This is a genomic window from Cellvibrio japonicus Ueda107 (genome assembly GCF_000019225.1).
GTDB classification, from domain to species: domain Bacteria; phylum Pseudomonadota; class Gammaproteobacteria; order Pseudomonadales; family Cellvibrionaceae; genus Cellvibrio; species Cellvibrio japonicus.
Genome location: NC_010995.1, coordinates 887,306 through 906,854, shown reverse-complemented (window position 1 = coordinate 906,854; position 19,549 = coordinate 887,306). Strand labels below are relative to the sequence as shown.

General features: G+C 53.8%; 14 protein-coding genes and 1 tRNA gene. 8 read left to right on the top strand and 7 right to left on the bottom strand.

All coding sequences use genetic code 11. The annotated features are described in order from the left end of the window. Positions 1-6 precede the first annotated feature (6 nt). The 3 genes from folK to tsaD are packed head-to-tail and all read right to left on the bottom strand — an operon-like array spanning position 7 to position 1,935. Positions 7-525: a 2-amino-4-hydroxy-6-hydroxymethyldihydropteridine diphosphokinase gene (gene folK, locus CJA_RS03760; protein WP_012486432.1), complete on the bottom strand. Its 519-nt coding sequence runs from the start codon at positions 523-525 to the stop codon at positions 7-9. After that, positions 522-896, bottom strand: a complete 375-nt coding sequence (gene folB, locus CJA_RS03755) for a dihydroneopterin aldolase (RefSeq protein WP_012486431.1) — start codon at positions 894-896, stop codon at positions 522-524. The genes folK and folB overlap by 4 nt, the downstream gene beginning before the upstream one ends. 10 nt (positions 897-906) lie before the next feature. Beyond that, positions 907-1,935 carry a tRNA (adenosine(37)-N6)-threonylcarbamoyltransferase complex transferase subunit TsaD gene (gene tsaD / locus CJA_RS03750; protein ID WP_012486430.1) on the bottom strand — a complete coding sequence of 343 codons (1,029 nt, stop codon included), beginning with the start codon at positions 1,933-1,935 and terminating at the stop codon, positions 907-909. Between the two features lie 213 nt (positions 1,936-2,148). Here tsaD and rpsU point away from each other — a divergent pair, with 213 nt between their 5' ends. From rpsU to moeA, 6 genes are all read left to right on the top strand, one after another. Further along, positions 2,149-2,364 carry a 30S ribosomal protein S21 gene (rpsU, locus tag CJA_RS03745; protein WP_012486429.1) on the top strand — a complete coding sequence of 72 codons (216 nt, stop codon included), beginning with the start codon at positions 2,149-2,151 and terminating at the stop codon, positions 2,362-2,364. A gap of 106 nt (positions 2,365-2,470) precedes the next feature. Further along, positions 2,471-2,923, top strand: a complete 453-nt coding sequence (locus CJA_RS03740; protein ID WP_041551023.1) for a GatB/YqeY domain-containing protein — start codon at positions 2,471-2,473, stop codon at positions 2,921-2,923. Positions 2,924-2,990: 67 nt separating this feature from the next. Beyond that, complete coding sequence (gene dnaG / locus CJA_RS03735; RefSeq protein WP_012486427.1) at positions 2,991-5,075, top strand: DNA primase; 2,085 nt, start codon at positions 2,991-2,993, stop codon at positions 5,073-5,075. A 101-nt stretch (positions 5,076-5,176) separates the two neighbouring features. Then, entirely contained in the window at positions 5,177-7,042 is a 1,866-nt protein-coding gene (gene rpoD, locus CJA_RS03730; RefSeq protein ID WP_041551021.1) for an RNA polymerase sigma factor RpoD, read from the top strand. Positions 7,043-7,208: 166 nt separating this feature from the next. Then, positions 7,209-7,285: transfer RNA gene (locus CJA_RS03725), tRNA-Ile, on the top strand. Positions 7,286-7,335: 50 nt separating this feature from the next. Continuing rightward, the gene (gene moeA, locus CJA_RS03720) at positions 7,336-8,589 is read left to right on the top strand and encodes a molybdopterin molybdotransferase MoeA (protein WP_012486425.1); all 1,254 of its coding nucleotides are present in this window, start codon (positions 7,336-7,338) and stop codon (positions 8,587-8,589) included. A gap of 41 nt (positions 8,590-8,630) precedes the next feature. On the opposite strand, the gene CJA_RS03715 is transcribed toward moeA, so the two are convergent. Continuing rightward, positions 8,631-9,815, bottom strand: a complete 1,185-nt coding sequence (locus CJA_RS03715; RefSeq protein ID WP_012486424.1) for a helix-turn-helix domain-containing protein — start codon at positions 9,813-9,815, stop codon at positions 8,631-8,633. A gap of 154 nt (positions 9,816-9,969) precedes the next feature. Continuing rightward, positions 9,970-12,720, bottom strand: coding sequence for a di-heme oxidoredictase family protein (locus CJA_RS03710; RefSeq protein ID WP_012486423.1), 2,751 nt, complete (start codon positions 12,718-12,720; stop codon positions 9,970-9,972). Positions 12,721-13,229: 509 nt separating this feature from the next. On the opposite strand from CJA_RS03710, the gene CJA_RS03705 reads away from it, so the two are divergent. Together CJA_RS03705 and CJA_RS03700 are read left to right on the top strand one after the other, a co-directional pair. Further along, the gene (locus CJA_RS03705; RefSeq protein WP_012486422.1) at positions 13,230-15,002 is read left to right on the top strand and encodes a thiamine pyrophosphate-binding protein; all 1,773 of its coding nucleotides are present in this window, start codon (positions 13,230-13,232) and stop codon (positions 15,000-15,002) included. A 136-nt stretch (positions 15,003-15,138) separates the two neighbouring features. Further along, positions 15,139-17,703: a GGDEF/EAL domain-containing response regulator gene (locus CJA_RS03700; RefSeq protein WP_238526817.1), complete on the top strand. Its 2,565-nt coding sequence runs from the start codon at positions 15,139-15,141 to the stop codon at positions 17,701-17,703. Here CJA_RS03700 and CJA_RS03695 read toward each other — a convergent pair. Together CJA_RS03695 and CJA_RS03690 are read right to left on the bottom strand one after the other, a co-directional pair. Beyond that, positions 17,700-18,590 (bottom strand): citrate synthase family protein, encoded by an 891-nt coding sequence (locus CJA_RS03695; protein WP_238526816.1) that lies wholly within the window; start codon positions 18,588-18,590, stop codon positions 17,700-17,702. The two genes, CJA_RS03700 and CJA_RS03695, sit on opposite strands and share 4 nt — an antisense overlap. Beyond that, positions 18,574-19,452 (bottom strand): citrate synthase family protein, encoded by an 879-nt coding sequence (locus tag CJA_RS03690; protein ID WP_148208794.1) that lies wholly within the window; start codon positions 19,450-19,452, stop codon positions 18,574-18,576. The genes CJA_RS03695 and CJA_RS03690 overlap by 17 nt, the downstream gene beginning before the upstream one ends. Positions 19,453-19,549 lie beyond the last annotated feature (97 nt).

Here is a 19,549-nt window from a genome sequence, read left to right as displayed (position 1 = left end):
CGGGGTTCAGGATACTCGCCGGGAGATAACCTTCCCTTGCCAGTCAAAATCAATCGGCCACAGTAATTGCGATGACCGATCAAACCCAGCCCACAAATTGGCGTAGGTTTGTTGCAGCAAGGGGTGCCTGGTTTCAGGCGCAATTTCGGCCAGGGGCCAAAGTACAAACGCATTTTGGATGATCTCTGCCCGCGGCAGCGCTACGCCAGCCTCACTGCCAACAAAATCACCGTAAGTGAGAATATCAATATCCAGGGTTCGCGGACTGAATTTAGGCCCATTGCGTTTACGGCCATTGTCGTCTTCGATTTTTTTCAAGCGCTCGCTCAGTTCAGCAATCGCCAGTGTTGTTTCTGCCCCAACAACCAGATTAAAAAAATTACTGCCATCAAACCCTACCGATTTACTTTCATAAACCGATGAAATACACAGGTCGCCCAAGAGTTCCGCCAGGGCATCCAGCGCCGCACGAATATGCAGATGGCGATCAACATTGCTGCCCAGGCTTAAATAAATAGCTGTCATTCACTGCTCGCCTGTGCTGGTTTGGTGCCGCGTTCAATGATCAGGCCCACATCGCGTGAACCGCGTACAGCCCCCGGTTTACTCAGGCGCAGACGCAGCCAGGGCACCTGGAACTCCTCGCGGATCAATGCAGCCAACTCTTCTGCCAGGGTTTCAACCAACAGCGCATTGCGGTTTTCCACATAGCTGATCAATCGCTTGGAGACGGCTTTGTAATTCAAGGCATATTGGATATCGTCAGTTGCGGCTGCCTGGCGAATATCGGTGGCCATTTCCAGGTCGATGCTCACCGTCTGGCGAACCTCCCGCTCCCAATCGTAAATACCAATGATGGTATCGATGCGCAAATCGCGGATGTACACAATATCCATAACCAATCTCTTACAGTGACGACAGGGAGTTAAGTGGCCAGCGCGCTTTTACATGAATAGCCAGCCCTTCTTGCTGGCCAGCCAACAAGCGCTGGCAACCGGCATAGGCAATCATGGCGCCGTTGTCGGTACAAAATTCATGGCGGGCGTAGAAAACCCTGGCACCTATCCTGGCAAGCTCCACCTCTAAATCGGCGCGCAGCTTTTTGTTGGCAGATACACCACCGGCTATCACCAGGGTTTTCATTCCGGTCTGTTCAAGTGCACGGCGGCATTTAATCACCAGGGTATCTACCACTGCCTCCTGGAAGGCGCAGGCGATATCGGCACAGGTCTGGTCATCCGGCAAACCATTGGCCTGTTTGTGGGCATTTACCGCCGTCAGGGTCGCCGTTTTTAATCCGCTGAAGCTGAACGCCAAACCGGGGCGATCTACCATCGGGCGGGGAAACTTAAAACGCCCGTGTACGCCCTGCTCTGCCAACCTGGCGATCTGGGGGCCGCCGGGATAATCCAGGTCGAGCATTTTGGCAGCCTTATCAAAAGCCTCTCCCGCTGCGTCATCGATAGACTCACCCAACAATTCATAATCGCCAATGGCCATCACCTTGACCAATTGGGTATGGCCACCGGACACCAGCAGTGCCACAAAGGGAAATTCGGGAGGTACCGCCTCCAGCATAGGGGCCAGCAAGTGCCCTTCCATATGATGGACACCCACCGCAGGAATCCCCCAGGCATAGGCAAGGGAGCGGCCAAAGGCGGCCCCCACCATTAAGGCACCAATCAAACCCGGGCCAGCGGTATAGGCAATGGCGTCAATATCGGCGGCGGTTGATCCACTCGCGGCCATCACTTCATCGATGAGGGGCAGGAGTTTACGAACATGGTCACGCGAGGCCAGTTCCGGTACAACACCGCCGTATTCTGCATGCAACTTTACCTGGCTATAGAGGCGGTGCGCCAAAAGGCCCTGCGCGCTGTCATAGACAGCAACACCGGTTTCATCACAGGAGGTTTCTAACCCCAATACACGCATAACGCTGTCTCTAATCTGGGCCTGGAGGGGCGCCTATGATATAGGCTCACCCGGCAGAGGGCTATAAGTCCTAACCGCCAACACCCGAACCAAGGTTGCGGCCGCTGGCGTAAGGGTATAGAATCCGCACCCCTTGGAAGCCGCCTGCCGCCGACGGCAAGGCCGCAAGACATCATTTGGTTATTAATCACTTTGTATTGAACAGGTAATCTCATGCCTTCAGTAAAAATTAAAGAAAACGAACCCTTTGACGTAGCCCTGCGCCGCTTCAAGCGCGCCTGTGAAAAAGCGGGCATCCTGGCGGATGTACGCGCGCGCGAGTGCTACGAAAAGCCCACCACTGTACGCAAGCGTGAAGCTGCTGCAGCGGTTAAGCGTCATGCCAAAAAGGTTCAACGCGAATCCAAAAAGTTTACCCGCCTGTACTGATTAAAGGCTGGTAAGGTTTGCAGTGACTCTTGCCCTGCACACCCTGCGAGTTAACTTGTAACACTTGTCCACCCCGCTGGGAAACCAGCTTTATATGACAGTCGCTATGAGCAATACATCGCTGAAAGACCGCATAAATGATGCCTTGAAAACAGCAATGCGCTCCCGGGAAAAGGAGCGCGTTGCTGTTTTGCGTTTGGTTATGGCCGAGTTCAAGCGTATCGAGGTCGATGAGCGCATCGAGGTGGATGATACCCGCGCCCTGGCCCTGCTCGACAAGATGGTCAAGCAACGCCGCGACTCCGAACAGCAATACCGCAATGCCGGTCGCGATGAACTTGCCGCCCAGGAAGCCTACGAGATCACCGAAATCGCGGTATTTTTACCCGCAGCCCTCAGCACAGAAGAACTTGATCAGATCATTGCCAAGGCCATCGCCGATGCAGGCGTTACCGGGGCGCGTGACATGGGTAAAGCCATGGCGCTGATCAAGCCCCAGGTCCAGGGTCGGGCAGATATGGGCGATGTGAGCAAATTGCTCAAGGCAAAGCTGGGCTAGTCGGGAAACTTTAAAGACACCCGCCTCCCCCCTATACTGGCCTTCACCTTTTCACAGTGACACGTCAATGGCCGGCCTGATTCCCCAAAGCTTTATTGATGACCTGCTCGATCGCGTCGATATCGTCGATGTGGTTGACTCGCGCGTAAAGCTCAAACGCTCAGGCAAAAACTACAGCGCCTGCTGCCCCTTCCACGACGAAAAAACCCCTTCTTTTACTGTCAGCCCTGAAAAGCAGTTCTATTACTGTTTCGGCTGCGGTGCCAGCGGCAATGCTCTCGGTTTTGTCATGGATTATGAGCGGCTCAGCTTTCCGGAGGCTGTGGAACAGTTAGCCCGCATCACCGGACTGGAAGTCCCGCGGGAAGTGCAGAGCGAAGCCGAAGCCAAGCGCGAGCAGGAGAAAAAAAGCATTTACAGCCTGCTGGAAAAGGCCGATGACTTTTATCAGCACCAATTGCGCCAGCACCCCAGCAAGCACCTGGCCGTTAATTACCTGAAAGGGCGCGGCCTGGACGGCAAAACCGCCAAAACCTATGGCGTCGGCTTTGCCCCACCCGGCTGGGACAACCTGCTCAAGACCCTGGGGCAGGATGACGACGACAAACATCTGCTGATCCAGGGTGGCATGCTGATCCACCAGGAGCAGGAAAAAAAACTTTACGACCGCTTCCGCCACCGCATCATGTTTCCCATCCGCGACACGCGCGGACGGGTTATCGGCTTCGGAGGGCGCGTACTGGGGGACGATAAACCCAAGTACCTCAACTCCCCGGAAACACCGGTATTCCATAAAGGGCAGGAGCTTTACGGCCTCTACGAAGCGCGCCTCGCCTACCGCGAGTTACCGCGCCTGCTGGTCGTTGAAGGCTATATGGATGTGGTCAGCCTCGCCCAATTCGGGATCGGCTACGGAGTAGCTACGCTGGGCACTGCTTGCGGCCCCGACCATCTTGATCGCGCCTTTAAATACACCAGCGAAGTCGTCTTCTGCTTTGATGGCGACAAAGCCGGACGCAGTGCAGCCCTGCGTGCACTGGATGCTGCACTGGAAACCATGGCCGATGGCCGCGCGGTTAAATTCCTCTTCCTGCCCGAAGGTGAAGACCCGGATACCCTGGTGCGCCAAATAGGGCCGGACAAGTTCGAACACATGATCGAACTGGCTGTGCCCCTGGAAGACTACCTGTTTGATGCCGTCGCTGAAGGGCTGAATATCCGCACCATGGAAGGCCGAGCCACCTTTAGCAAGCGCGCCGCCCCACTGCTCGATCGCCTGCCCAAGGGTGTGTTTCGCGAACTCATGTTCGAAAACCTGGCCACCCGCACGGGGCTCAATCGTCGCCTGCTGGATGAATTAATCGCCGATCAAAAGGCCAAGGGTGAAGACTTCATCAGCACCGCAACCCGGGAGGCAGGCCCCCATACATCCGGGCATCCAGCCCCCGGCGAAGAGCGCATCCCCAAGGTGACCCTGCCGCGCCAGGAGCCGGTATGGTTTAGCGCACCTCAGCTCCCGGAGCCCAGCGGCCACATTGTTGAAGAAGCACCGCCTGTTGACTATCAGCATTATTACCAGGGCCATCACTCCCCAACTGACAGGGAGCCACCGGCATCTCCCCCTAATTTCTCAAGCCGCTATCTCATGCCGCCTGCACGCAAGGCCCTGGCGCTACTGCTGGCCCATCCCTCACTGGCCACAACAGAACCCGACCATGACGCCTGGCTTACCGAAGAGGATGAGGATCTTCAGCTGCTGGGACGCCTGCTCAAAGTGCTCCATGAGCGCCCCCATTACAATCTTTCGCATTTGATTGGCTATTGGCGCGGCACCTATGGGCCTGACAATACCGAAAAACTCGCAGCGGTTGCAGGACACGACCTGTTGCAGGCGGCAACTGCCCTTACCCGGCCTCGTCAGGATAAACCCGCCAAGGCTGATTACGACGCCGAAGCCGGCTTTTCCGGGGCAATTCAGGCTCTGCGACGGCAACAAATTGATAAAAAAAGTGCGCAATCCTTGGCAAAACTGAAAACCGCCGACTTTACTCAACTCTCTAAAGCAGAGCGCGAACAACTGGTGCGCGAGGCCCTTGCCCCCAAGCTGGGAGGTACCAAACCGGCTGAGCCAATACCCCCGGATTCCATGTAATCCACAGCGAAAGCCACAGTGCTGCCGTAGAATACTGGTTGGCAACTGGAGTATAATCGCGCGCTTTGCATTTCACTCACTCAGGTTTTATAGGGTCACGAATGTCCGACGACGTCCAACAGCAACAGTCTCGCATTAAAGAACTGATCGCCCGCGGTAAAGAACAAGGCTACCTTACCTACGCCGAAGTTAACGATCACCTGCCGGAAGACATCTCTGATCCGGATCAGGTCGAAGACATCATCCAGATGATCAACGACATGGGTATCCGCGTGTACGAAACTGCACCCGATGCCGATACCCTGTTGATGACCGATGGCGATGCTGCCGCTGACGAAATTGCGGCGGCGGAAGCCGCTGCTGCACTGGTTGCGGTAGAGACTGAAACCGGCCGCACCACCGACCCGGTACGCATGTACATGCGCGAAATGGGCACGGTTGAGCTGCTGACCCGCGAAGGTGAGATTGTTATCGCCAAGCGCATTGAAGAAGGCGTGCGTGAACTCATGCATGCCCTTGCCTACTGGCCCGGTGCCGTAGAACACGTGCTGAATGAATACGCCCTGGTCGCCAAAGAAGAGCGTCGCCTGGCAGATGTCATTATCGGCTGGCTTGATCCCATCGAAGATATCCCCTCTGCAACCAGTGACGATGACACTGAACTTCCGGTGGCTGCCAACGGCAACAAAAAGGCAGGGGAAGAGGAAGATGAGGACGAAGAAGGCGGCAGTGAGGACGAAGAGGAAGCCATTACCGGTGTAGATCCGGAAGAGGCTCGCGCCCGCTTTGAAGAGCTGCAAAAGCAATACGAAAAAACCACCAAAGCCCTGGCAAAACACGGCTACGGCAGCAAGCAGGCTGAAAAAGAGCTCAATGCACTGGGCGACCTGTTCAAGTTTTTCAAATTGCCCGCCCGTCAATTTGACCCCATCTACAACAATGCGCGTGAAGCCCTGGATAAGGTGCGCAAGCATGAACGCCGCGTCATGGACCTATGTACCCGCAAGGCGCAAATGCAACGCAAAACCTTCATCAAGGAATTTCCCGGCAATGAAACCAACGCAGACTGGTTGCCAGACCTGCTGAAAGGCAAGATCGAAGGTGCAGACAAACTGCAAGTGGTACTGCCAAATGTGCAAGCCGAGCAGCAACAACTGGCACAGATTGAAGCCGAAAGCAGCTTGAGCCTGGCCAGTATCAAAGACATTAACCGCCGCATGTCCATTGGTGAAGCCCGCGCGCGCCGCGCCAAAAAGGAGATGGTGGAAGCCAATTTGCGCCTGGTAATCTCGATTGCCAAAAAATACACCAACCGCGGCCTGCAGTTCCTCGACTTGATCCAGGAAGGTAACATTGGCCTGATGAAAGCCGTGGACAAGTTCGAATACCGCCGCGGTTACAAGTTCTCCACCTATGCCACCTGGTGGATTCGCCAGGCCATCACCCGCTCGATTGCCGATCAGGCGCGCACTATCCGTATTCCGGTACACATGATTGAGACCATCAATAAACTCAACCGTGTATCGCGCCAGATGTTGCAGGAAATGGGCCGTGAACCCACGCCGGAAGAGCTGGGCGAACGTATGGACATGCCTGAAGACAAGGTGCGCAAGGTACTCAAAATCGCTAAAGAGCCCATCTCAATGGAAACCCCCATTGGCGACGACGAAGATTCGCACCTGGGCGACTTTATCGAAGACACCACCATTATTTCACCGGTGGAATCAGCGACCATGGAAGGCCTGATGGAAGCCACCCGCGAAGTCCTCGCCGGGCTCACGGCGCGCGAAGCCAAGGTACTGCGTATGCGTTTCGGTATTGATATGAATACCGACCACACCCTGGAAGAAGTGGGTAAGCAGTTCGACGTAACCCGCGAACGTATCCGCCAGATCGAAGCCAAGGCCCTGCGCAAACTGCGCCATCCCAGCCGCTCCGACCACCTGCGCAGCTTCCTCGACGATTGATCGCCCAGGATGCACCACCAAAACCCGCGCCCTGTTCGCGGGTTTTGTTTTTTAATGACCGCGCACTATCAAGCCAAATTAAATACGTTGGTTTTAGCTATAGCCACACCCGTTTCATCTCACTATAATGCGCGACTCATTCTGATCGACACACCGATCACCCTTGGGGCCTATAGCTCAGTTGGTTAGAGCATCCGACTCATAATCGGCAGGTCGCAGGTTCAAGTCCTGCTGGGCCCACCACGTCTCCCTCTCGGTTTGAGCGTTTCAAACCCCAGCATGCGGACCAGCTTATGGACTGCAATACCCAGCCGGGTTTACTTCCCGTTGAAGACGCCCTGGCACGAATCCATACGGCACTTATCCCGCTAGTTGAAAGCGAGCCAGTGATATTAGCTGATGCACTGGATCGTATTCTTGCCTTACCCGTTGAATCTGCCGTAGCAGTTCCGCCCTATGACAACTCCGCGATGGATGGTTATGCCCTAAGGGCCAGCGATAGCCATCAACCATTGCGTATCATCGGCCATGCGCTGGCGGGACATCCCTTTCACGGTGCGTTAAATCCCGGGGATTGTGTACGCATCATGACCGGCGCTGTTATTCCCAATGGAGCAGATACCGTGGTCATGCAGGAAAACGTGCAGGCCAGCGATGCGCATATACAGCTGCAAGCTCCTGTCACACCTGGTGAAAATATTCGTTATGCCGGTGAGGATATTGCTACCGGTAGTATCCTGTTTGCCAAAGGACATCGACTCACCGCCCTGGATATAGGGTTACTGGCCTCCGTTGGCTGTGCAGAGATCCGCGTCATTAGAAAGCTGCGCGTTGCACTGCTCACAACCGGTGATGAATTGAGGAAAGCGGGTGAACCACTGGCGCCAGGCTGTTTATACGACAGCAATCGTCCACTACTGAAAGCATTGCTAACGCGTTTACCTGTAGAGCTTCTGGATCTGGGGATTATTCCCGACCAACCCGAGGCATTGCGCCATGCCTTTCAAGAGGCAATCGCCTGGGCGGATGTCATTATTTCTACCGGCGGCGTTTCCGTAGGTGATGCCGATTACACACGCAACATCCTGGGCGAATACGGCACTATTGCCCTGTGGAAAATCGCGATGAAACCGGGCAAACCTTTTGCGTTTGGCCAACTCCATCAGCAACACCGCTATCAACAACAGGATTGCGGCGGCTGGTTTTTCGGCCTGCCGGGCAATCCTGTTTCCACCGCGGTGACATTCCATCAGCTGGTTGTCCCGGCCCTGCGCCATTTGTGCGGAGAGCAGGTTTCCCCATCCCTCTCCTTGACAGCAATTGCCGAAACCCCGTTGAAAAAACAACCGGGGCGTATGGATTTCCAGCGCGGTATTTTGCGTTTTGAGCAGGGGCAATATTACGTACGCAGTGCCGGACTGCAAAGCTCCGGGGTACTCAGTACTATGATCAATGCCAATTGTTATATCCGCCTGTCACTTGAACAGGGGGCCATTGCAGCAGGCAGTGAGGTAGAGGTTGTTCCTTTTGATGGATTTATACGTTAACGCCGACACCTGCTGCACAAAGCCGTTACCCGGCGTGTTACCTACTGTTCATCTTTATATCGTTCGCGAAATTCGCGCGGCGTTATGCCGGTAGCTCGCTTAAAACAGCGATTAAAGGTGGACTTGCTGTTAAAGCCGGATTTTTCCATCACCTCCAGCATGGCATCCTCACCCGCGGGGTCGCGCAAAATATCACAGGCTTCGCGCATACGGTAATCATTGACGAATTCAAAAAAATTTTTGTGGTACTGATGATTAATCGTATGGGACACCAGGCGCCGGGGATAACCCAATGCGCGCGCGAACTGATCCAGTGTTAACTCCGGATCGAGATAAAACTTGTGCTGCCGCATCACCTGGTCCAATAAAGGCGCCAGGGAATTTTCCTGCTCCTGTTCGCTGGTGCCCTGACCATTTGCGGGTTGCCTCCCAGTGGAATCTTGTGAAGGGTCATATTCCTCAACCCCCTTAAACGCCATGGATTTGGCCAAGCCATACACCACCAGGCTGTTAATAAACAGGACATTCAGGTAGTTCGCCCATAGCCCTAATAAATTGGCAAAGAATACGCTTTCAAATAATAAATGGGCGAGATAACTGCTGAAATACGCAAGCCATATCCCCCAAAAACCCAACACCAGAAAACGCAAGCCAAAGGGATTGGCATCATGGATACTGGAATATCCCTGCTCCAGATAACGATGATAGGTGAGCAACAGCCAGGAGGCACAAGCGCCATAGGCGATAAAGGACATGTGTTTGGCCGCGAGATAGCCATGGAACGGCCAATCATGGAACAGGTATTCATAATTGCTGCGGGCATTGATAAAAAACGCCGTGTCACGACTGTAAAGATACACCGGCAACAACACCAGGAACAGGGCAGCAGGGGCAAAATGCAGCAGGGTTTTACGTGTTACCACAAAGTCGGAAAACAAAATGGATTTGACGTAAAAATACAGCGCCGGTGCCACTATAAAACCGGACAACTTGAGGATAAAAAAGGGAAATACACTATCGGTAAACACATGAGATTTAACGGACTCTGACCAATAGATGAGGGTGTCGGCAAAGTCGGCCCCCATCGCCAGAAGAAACAGGGCAAGAAAACAGCGTTTAGTCCATGCAATATTATTGACCAGTAACAGCAGTGTCCCCATCAACAAACACTGCACCATGGAAAACAGCAACAGAACATCGTTGATACTAAATACGGGAATATCCACAGCGACAGCGCCTTTACCGATTCAACTGGCCATCAATCATAGAACCTGTTAACAGGATAAATCTATCGACACGATCCAGAAGCCATCTCAAAAAAAGGGAGGCAATGCCTCCCTAACAAGGACGAGAACCAATCACCGTCATATTAACTACCCATCACAAGGACTTCAGGAATGCCTGCAGCGCTGCCTTGTCATTGTTGTTAAGCGCATTGTAGCGGCTGCGCGAGCCCGCACCTTCACCGCCATGCCACAGGATGGCCTCCGCAAGGGTGCGCGCGCGCCCATCGTGCAAATAACTTTCCTTGGGTGTGCAGACTTCCTGGCCATCCAAACCAAAGGCTGGTGCCTGTCCACGCAGCCCGGTGACGCCCCCGGTAACACATGCCGAGACGCCCACACCCCATAGTGGTGCTGTACGCCATTCGGAACCTGTGGCCAGTCCTTCACCCAGGCTATCGGCCATTTCCGGGCCCAGGTCATGCAGCAAAAGATCGGTATAGGGCTGGATCGGCTGGTTGCGCAGTTCTGCAAAAGGCGCATAGCTGCTGGTGGTAAAGCCGGGGGTATGGCAGCTGTCACAGCCTATTTCGCTAAATACCTGCTTGCCGCGAATCACTTCCGGCTTATCGTAATCGCGCTGGCCGCGCACCCCCAGCAAGGCTACATATTTCACCAGGTTATCCAGGTGGGTATCACTTAACTCACTGCCACTGGGACCGCAATTGATTTGATTAGCCCCGCAATCCGGATTGGGCATTACCGAGGTCATCACCCCCATATCTGTGTTAAAGGCAGCCGCGATCTGATGTTTGAGGCTGGCGGCAGCGGCCTTGTAGCCGAAACGCCCAAGTCGGGTTTCCCCCGTCACCGGATCGATGACCCGATTGGCCCGACCGGAAATACCATCGCCATCGAGGTCGTCAGGGTCCTCCCTGGCCAGGATGGCTGACTCGGGAATAGCTTCCAGCAGCCCCATACCCACCAGTTGCGGTGCTAAACGGGCCGAAAAGGTTTCCGGTTGTATACCACTGAACTGGTAATTGGGTTTGCGCAGCCCGTTGGTTTCCGTCCAGTAGGCAATGCTGGGCTCCCCTTCAGAGGCAGCACCACCATTGGCCTTGGGCTGCAGTACACGCCCGAGCAACGGATGGCTGTTGCCATTGGCATCGCCAATCCGGAAGACCCAGCGATCCAGCGCTTCACCGATACCGGCCACAGGTGCACGGCCATTGCGCTCATGGCAATCGGCACAGCGCTCATTGATATAACGGGTTCCCGCTTTGCCAATCATCTCCTCAAATAGTCCATTATCTTCGTGCTCATCATGGGTGCCATCCACAAAAGAGGTATGGTGGACACGGCGTCCCAACACGAAAGGCTGGCCGTTACCGTAATTGAGGTTATTCGCCATCTGTTGGAAGTGGCCATCCGGCTCGGCGGTCATTTGCACATGCAGGGTGGTTCCTCCCCCCAACTGGGCATATTCGGGCAATGGAATAGAGTCGCGCTGCTTAAACAGGCCTCCGACAAAAGCATTGCGATCCGTCACATCCCAGGGCACCAGCCCCTGCCCCACAATGTACAGGTAGGTAGTACCGTAATAGTTGTCCTGGCCGCGAATAACGGCATTTTTGTCGAGGAATTGGCTGATCTCGAACTCCAATTTGTCGCCAATCTGGATCTGACGTCCTTCGCGGCAATTCCAGCTTTCCTCTTTCCAGTAGTTCAGGTCGTCAACCCGGTTCATTACCCCGTTACCACAATATTCAGCCAGGGTATTGCGCCCTATATACCACCAGCGGTTTTCTGCCTGGCCGTCATCAAGGCGCGCTTCACTCTTCACTTCCATACGGATTTTATTACCGCCCTTGGCCACATAATCGATGATTTCAACACTGGCTGTGCGCTGTTCCCAATAAAACTTCAGGTAATGGTCATAAGCCTGGAAATGATTTTCTTTAGCATGGCGATCGCGCGCACGGTCGCTGAAGCGGGTCACCAGCGCATCGCCACGGTCATATTGGAGCACCGACTCCAGAGCGGTGCTGCTGTTGAACAAAGGCGTTATATTGCCCAAGGTCACACTGCTATTTGCCGAGGATGCAACACTACTACTGGATGAGGAAGCGCTGCTAACCGGGGAAGATGAGGATGTCGCCGAGCTGGATACGCTGGCTGCACTGCTTGCCGAACTGGATGCCCCCACAAAGGTATAGTGTTTAAATTCGGTATCGACCGCATACCCCAGGCCGGTATCCAGATAGGTACAGCGATAGCTCACCAGATCCCCGGCTGACAAGTTATCGATGGTATAGCTATTCACACCATTAGCCTGAACCATACTCACATTTAACTGGCCACCACTATTGACACTGTAATGCAAAGTCGCCCAGGAGCCTGACACCAGGGTAACCTGCGCGGCGTTAACTCCTGTTGCCTGGATGTTACAGACAGAGCTGGCCGCAGAACTGGATGAGGAGCTGGCAGGAGCGCTGGATGAACTGCTGGCAGGAGCGCCCACCACTTGTGTTTGCCACTCGGTTTCAAGGGCATAGGAGCCATTCCAGTAAGTGAAGCGATATTCAACCGTACTGCCATTACCCAACCCCGAAAGGCTGTAGGTATTGCGGGCGGCGGCCTGGACCATAGTGACATTCTGCTGTGCCGCTGCGTTTACACGGTAATGGAGGGTCGCCCAATGGGGCGTATTCACATAAAACTCCAGGGTACCTCCCGCCAATGGGGATACACCATAAAGTGATGACTGGGCAACAGCGCTGGAAGCGACGAGTGAGGTGAAGGCAAACAGGCCTGTACCTGTCCATACGGGACTGCCTCCCTGAAGGCAAGTTATAAGGGTGGCCCACAGCGCCAGCCCAACACGGTTCAATGCTGGTTTTATCATAAATACCCCGATGCATTATTGGTTATAAAGGGTCGTAAATCGCCTGCCCCCATGCCCACGGCAAGCTGAACAGGCAAGCACCAGCCTATTGTTGATAGACAGGCACAGGTTGTCGCCCCATCCTGTGTCAATACTGTTTTGGCACCTGGCTATCTGTTACCCACACCTCACCAAATACATAAAGCATTTATTTATCAAATAGTTATAAAAATCCGAATCCCAAAAAATGTGTGTAAATACCACCCGCAGGAAAAAGTGGGACACGCACCAGACTCACGCTGTTCCACTTGCCAGCCGCCCTTTACAGGGAATCTGGGACACCGCGAACCCAGGGGGATAATCGAGCCTGGAACCACTTGGCAGACATGACGCAAAGCCCATCACAGCTTAATAGCAAAAAGATGCCATTTTTGTCGCCTATTCCCTCACCTTGTTATATAGTCAAAGCCAAATCACCCAAAGATGCCCACCGGATGGGCTAGCTCAAGTTGGTAACAAGGTGGTGTTGTATGCGAGAGATCGTTAATACCTATCAGCAGGATACACAGGTGCCCACCACCGATTGTGCAGACGTACTTATTGACTACCTGGATAAGTTGGGTGTTGAAACTATTTTTGGGGTTCCCGGCGGTGCCATAGAGCCACTTTTTAATGCCCTGGCACGCAGCGCACGGCGTGGCGGCCCCAGGCTGATCACCGCCCGCCATGAATGCGGCGCCGCATTCATGGCCGATGGTTACTACCGCGAAACCGGCAAAATGGGGGTGGTTTGCAGCACTACAGGCCCGGGAGCTACCAATCTGGTGACGGGTGTTGCTTCAGCATTAACCGAGGAAATACCCATACTGCTGATCACTGCCCAGACACCCTTGCCCAAATTTGGCCGGAGGGCGCTGCAGGACTCAAGCTGCTCCGCCATAGATACGGTTTCCATCTTTCGCCAGATTACCCTTTATAGCAGCCTGGTCTCCCACCATGAACAATTGGAAAATAAACTGGTCACGGCTGTAATGACTGCTCACCGCCAGCCCGGAGGTCCCGTACACCTGAGTATTCCCTCCGATATCCTGCGCCAGCCTATGGCCCTCAACCACCATATCCAGCCCGAACTGCTCACACACGACTTTGCCATTGCCGACGATGGTGCTATTGCCCAGCTCGGCTATCAACTGACCCAGGCGCGCCGCCTGGTGGTCTATGTCGGCAAGAGTGCCCGCTACGCTGGTATCAGGCTGATGGAGTTTATTGAGCAGACAGGTGCAGCCTTTGTGTGCGGCCCTATGGGTAAAGCCTGGGTAGACGAGTTTCACCCCCAGTTTCGCGGAGTCTATGGATTTGCTGGCCACCTGAGTGCCCGAGGCGTATTACAACACCCGGAGGTCGACCTGATTATTGCTGTAGGTGCGGCACTCGACGAGCTGGAAACCCGCGGATGGAGTAACGAGCTGCTCAACCACAAGCTGGTGCATATCGACTCAACCATTGAGCATTTCACCCGTTCGCCCATGGCGCGCCTGCATATTTACGGACGCCTGGATGTCATTTTTGATCGATTGCTGGTGATGCTGCGCCACGCCAATCGCCAGGGGAAACTCTGGGATAAAATGCCTGTACCTGAGCCCACTAACGTCAACGGCAGTTTTATCCATCTCGACCATACCGATGAATGCCTCTCCCCGGCCAGTCCCATCAAACCACAGCGGCTAATGCATTGGCTAACACGCAAACTTCCCGACCATGCCCGTATTTTTGTTGATGCGGGCAATAGTTGGGCCTGGTCAACACATTACCTCAGCACTCGCAGTAACCAGGGGTATTACCGGATTGCCATGAGCTTTGGCTCCATGACCTGGGCAATGAGCGCCGCTATAGGCTCATCAATTGCTAACCCCGATGCCCCCACTGTCTGTATATTAGGCGATGGCGCCTACCTGATGGGGGCACAGGAGATCAGTGTGGCAGCCCAGCACGGATTATCGATTGTATTTATCCTGCTAAACGATGCTGCCATGGGCATGGTGATGCACGGCCAGCGCCTGGGCAAACAGGAGTCCATCGGCTGGCAGCTCAACCCGATTAACTACGCCGCCCTGGTACAAGCGATGGGCATACATAGCCAGGTGATTCGCGAACCGTCACAATTGGAACAACTGGATCTTGATAGCCTGTTCAGGCGCGGCGGTCCCAGCTTGCTTGATGTGCGGATTGATCGCGAGACAGTACCGCCCATGGGCGATAGGATAAGAGGCTTGATGGATAATTCAGCAACTCCCGGGGGTTAACTCCCGACCAACGCCAGGGACGGTTCACAAGAGTACAAAATGGTTTCTATGCTTTGTCGCCCAGGTCAACGCTGGGCCAAATATAACCCTGAGTTATATGCTAGGCTTAGAACCAGTTTATGTCAGAGGGCTTTGCGTGTCGTCCAAACCAGCCATTACCGGTGGCCTCGCCAGTACCGACGAGTCGGTGAGTGAGCGCCATATTCTGATTCTTAACAACGATTCATCGGCATTGGAGCTGATCAGCAACCGCTTGAAGGACGCAGGCTATGATCGATTGACACTGGTTAGTACAGCGGCCAATGCGTTGGCGCTGTTGCGCCATGAATCCGTGGATCTGCTTATTGTCGATGTGGACACACAGGATCTGGATGGCTGGCGGCTGTCGCGCCTGGTTCGCAGCGGTATCCTGAAATGCCCATCCAACCTACCAATTATCATTGTCGCTCGCACCTGGTGCGAGCGAATTGCCGAAGTCACTGCACGCGAATACGGCATTAATCGCCTGGTCCCCTTGGAACACTTGGATATGCTACCCAAGGTGGTTGAACAACTGATGGGGCACAACTCAGGCGAACTGCCCCGTCCACGCCTATTGGTCGTAGAAGACCAACCGGATACCTCCGACCTAATCCAGCGAGTGCTCGCTATCCCCTTTGATATAGAAGTCGCCGCCGATGGCCTGGACGGTCTGGAAGCCTGGAAACGTGGACGCCATGATCTGGTCTTATTGGATGTCATGCTACCGCGCCTTTCAGGGCGAGATATTCTGATCGAAATCCAGCGCATAGATCCGCAACAACCGATTGTTATCATGACCGCCCATACAACGGTAGAGCAGGCCGAGGAATTAATGCTGTTGGGTGCTGTCGATTTCCTCCCCAAGCCATTCCGCGCAGAACAATTGCGCAAGGTCTGCGATATCGCCATCCACCGCGAGGACTTCCTGGTCAGCAACGAGCAGTTTGCCTTGCGCGTCCAATCCTTACAGGAGCGCGAACGCGCCTACCGCCAGCTTTATCAGAGCCATCATCAACTGCTCGACGATTTACAAACCGTCGTCATGGAGTTGGATGACCAGCTGGCAATCCAGTTTCTCAACCGCGCCTGGGAACACATGATGGGGTTTGCGATAGGCGAATCCCTGGGGCGCAACCTCGATGAATTCATTGTCTCCGACCAACGCGCCCAGTGGACACTGGCACGCGAACGCATGCGCCGAACACTCCTCGACCATGAGCCTTGTGCCGACCTGGAACTGTGCCTGCGCGACAGCCGCGGTCACCGGCTCTGGGCACAATTCAAGGTCAGCCTGTCCAGCACCGGGGAAAGCCAGCCCCGATTGACGATTTGCCTCGACAATGTCACCGAACAACGTGCAGCCCAGGAGCAGTTGAAATACCTGGCCATGCACGATTCACTCACCGGCCTTAACAATCGCCATTTCTTCGAGACCTCGCTCAAGCAGCTCACAGCCGATGCCCTACGCAACCACCGGCAACACGGTCTGGTGTATATCGATCTCGATCATTTCAAAGTCATTAATGACAGTTTCGGCCACCAGAAAGGCGATGAAGTGTTGCGCGAAGTTGCCCACCTGTTGCGCCGCCGGATTCGCCGACCCGATATTTTTTGCCGTTTGGGCGGCGATGAGTTTGCGGTTCTGCTGCACGATGTCTCCCAACAGCAAGCGGAAGAGTTTGCGCGCGACATACAACAGCTCGCCAGTGAATTTAATTTCCAATCACAAGGGCAACGTATCAACCTGGGCTGCAGTATTGGCCTGACCCTGATCAACAACTCCACGGAGCGCGCTGAAGAGCATTTAATGCGCGCCGACATTGCGCTTTATGTTGCCAAAGGGCGCGGTCGCAACCTGATCCACGTGTATGACCCCGAGGACAGCGAGAGCGATGACCTGCGCAACCGCCTCAACATTTCACGGCAGGTGCGCGAAGCCATCAACGAAAACCGTATCCTGTTGCACTTCCAACCTATTTTTGATGTCAATGCCGGCCAGGTTGCCTATTACGAAGCCCTGGTGCGTGTGCGCACCCGAGAGGGAACCTTGCTGGCACCCGGGCAGTTTATTCCTGCAATGGAATCATCCGGAGATATGCACCTGCTCGACCGACGCATTATTCAGTTGGCATTACATACGCTGAAAAGTTATCCGTCGCTGGTGCATATCGCCATCAATTTATCAGCGCAAGCCTTTAAAGATGAGAGCTTACTTCCCGCTATCGTCGATACCCTGAAGGAAACCGGAATAACACCCGAGCGGGTCACCTTTGAATTGACGGAAAGTGCCAGCCTGTTCAACCTGCGCACCACCCAACGCGTCATTACTGAATTGCACCAATTGGGTTGCAGTTTTTCCGTAGATGATTTCGGCTCGGGATTTAGCAGCTTTGCCTACCTCAAAGACCTTCCTGCTGACTACATCAAACTGGATGGCTCCTTTATCCAAAACCTTCATCAGGACCCTGTGGATCAAACGCTGGTGCGCTCAATGATTCAGGTTATCCAGGCTCTGGGCAAAAAAGCGGTGGCGGAATATGTGGAAAATGCCGAGATACTATCGCTGCTAAAAACCATGGGCATTGATTTTGTACAGGGTTACCACATAGGACATCCATTGCCAGTGGAGCAAGTGCTGGCATTACATCCGCGACTTAATGACAGCCAGGTATCCAGCTAATTCGCCTCTCCAACGGGAGGGACAACACGGAAGGCTGGCCCCTGGTACACCACATCATCACAGCGTAAGGGTAAGAAACTCTCTGGTGGGCGCAAATAGGCGTCCCGATAACAGGCAGTAACCCCACTGGCTACTGCTGTAGGAAATATTTGGTAAACCTCTTGCGGAGAAAACCCATGATCCGATAAGACTGCGGCAACATAACCATTAATATTCATGCCTTCGCCATATTTTGCTTTCATAACTTTTTCAATATCGTAAGCCAGCTGTAAATGGGGGCCAGGAGCAATCCCCAAGTGACGACTAATTTCCTCCATTCGCTCTAGTCGCTCATCCCCTTTAGCAATTGGACGGACATAACCCACAATCATTGGTTTTCCTCCACTCTGCCCAACGGCCTTTTCTACAATACTGCTTGGTGTTACTCCCTGGCACTGCTGTGCCAAAGCATGCTGGATAAATTGAACCCCTTCAATAATGGGGTAAACACCATAAGTACGGGAGTCCGTCGCCAAACATCCCATGACCGTCCCGACCAGATTCGATGCCCTGGCTGTACCCGCCAAGGCCCCAATCTGGTTGCACCAAATGCGTGGATCAGGCCAACTTAAGCAGCCACAGATAGCTTCTACCCAATCTGCAAGGTTGCGCTCCACCAGGCGCCCGGTAGCATTCAAAATCAAAACCTGAAAATAGGAAACCTTTCCTATCAGCTCATCAAGCATCGAATAACCATGGTTATAAACGCCCTTTCCGGGAAACCAGCCACCTATGCGACTAAAAATCCGATTCCGCCGCCCATCCAGATAATTCAGTACATCCTGCGCTTCGATAGAGGTTTGGTCACTCGCCCCCATGATATCTACGCCCTCAAGGTTCGATGACATAATTCTCGTCCTTCACAAAAGGCATTGCCGTAATCGGTTTGTTAGCCAACTCAAGTCCATGGGCGGCCAAACCGGGAGCAGCTAATAACTGAAACAATACAGAACCGTATCGAGGTTGAAATCCCAAATCACAAAAAACAGCCGCTGCCAGACCAACACTGAGCCATCCTATGCCCTCATCAGCAAGAATATCTAACCAATCATGGGCCCAATGCAGGCAAGGCCCAGATGCAGGTAATACAAGTAACTGTGAGGCTACAGTCGCCATGAGGGTATCCGGACTACCATATACTCGTCCGAATCCTGGCGCAGATGGCAAAATCAATGCAGTGAGATTGTCCTGACTAAGGTGCGTTTCTCCAGCCTTAATCAGCTCAGCTGCTGCGTCGGCAGGGGAAGTGCGAACTGACTTTCGCAAATAGCGCATGGTTTGTTCGATCGCACCAGCGCCGCGCTGTACTCCACCGAAAATACCAAGTGCAATAGGTAATATATGAACGGGATTCGTCTTGCCAACCCCCGCATTCATCGCAGCACGGACAGCCGGATGACGTGGGCCGGGATTGATGAGCCCAATCATCAATTGCTCTAGTAATTGGGCTTGCTCAGCCCCAGGCAACTCCCCCCTGAAAAGCAAGTAGAACACATCGACAAAAGAACGTTTATTCATCAACTCCAACAGATCGTACCCATGGCAGAGCACTTTGGTAGCGATATATGGATTATCCTGACAAGGCACTTCACCCCAAATACGGGTTGCAACGCGCTCCTCAAACACCTGATTACGATGCTCTACCTTCCCATGATCAGGAGAGGCTTGTGGCAACTCTCCACCTAAAACAGATTCTTCTTTCGTAGCCATAAGCAAAACCATGTAATAAATTACTGGCCATTTAAAGGAGCTTCGCTCAGCCCTTAAGATCAAACGACACAACAGCTCTCTTCGACAACAAAGAGAG

What these genes read in the sequence shown, in the direction of transcription:
- folK (WP_012486432.1), bottom strand. Translation starts at nt 525, where the DNA reads ATGACAGCTATTTATTTAAGCCTGGGCAGCAATGTTGATCGCCATCTG.
- CJA_RS03690 (WP_148208794.1), bottom strand. Translation starts at nt 19,452, where the DNA reads ATGGCTACGAAAGAAGAATCTGTTTTAGGTGGAGAGTTGCCACAAGCC.
- CJA_RS03710 (WP_012486423.1), bottom strand. Translation starts at nt 12,720, where the DNA reads ATGATAAAACCAGCATTGAACCGTGTTGGGCTGGCGCTGTGGGCCACC.
- rpoD (WP_041551021.1), top strand. Translation starts at nt 5,177, where the DNA reads ATGTCCGACGACGTCCAACAGCAACAGTCTCGCATTAAAGAACTGATC.
- tsaD (WP_012486430.1), bottom strand. Translation starts at nt 1,935, where the DNA reads ATGCGTGTATTGGGGTTAGAAACCTCCTGTGATGAAACCGGTGTTGCT.
- CJA_RS03740 (WP_041551023.1), top strand. Translation starts at nt 2,471, where the DNA reads ATGAGCAATACATCGCTGAAAGACCGCATAAATGATGCCTTGAAAACA.
- CJA_RS03705 (WP_012486422.1), top strand. Translation starts at nt 13,230, where the DNA reads ATGCGAGAGATCGTTAATACCTATCAGCAGGATACACAGGTGCCCACC.
- rpsU (WP_012486429.1), top strand. Translation starts at nt 2,149, where the DNA reads ATGCCTTCAGTAAAAATTAAAGAAAACGAACCCTTTGACGTAGCCCTG.
- dnaG (WP_012486427.1), top strand. Translation starts at nt 2,991, where the DNA reads ATGGCCGGCCTGATTCCCCAAAGCTTTATTGATGACCTGCTCGATCGC.
- moeA (WP_012486425.1), top strand. Translation starts at nt 7,336, where the DNA reads ATGGACTGCAATACCCAGCCGGGTTTACTTCCCGTTGAAGACGCCCTG.
- CJA_RS03695 (WP_238526816.1), bottom strand. Translation starts at nt 18,590, where the DNA reads ATGTCATCGAACCTTGAGGGCGTAGATATCATGGGGGCGAGTGACCAA.
- folB (WP_012486431.1), bottom strand. Translation starts at nt 896, where the DNA reads ATGGATATTGTGTACATCCGCGATTTGCGCATCGATACCATCATTGGT.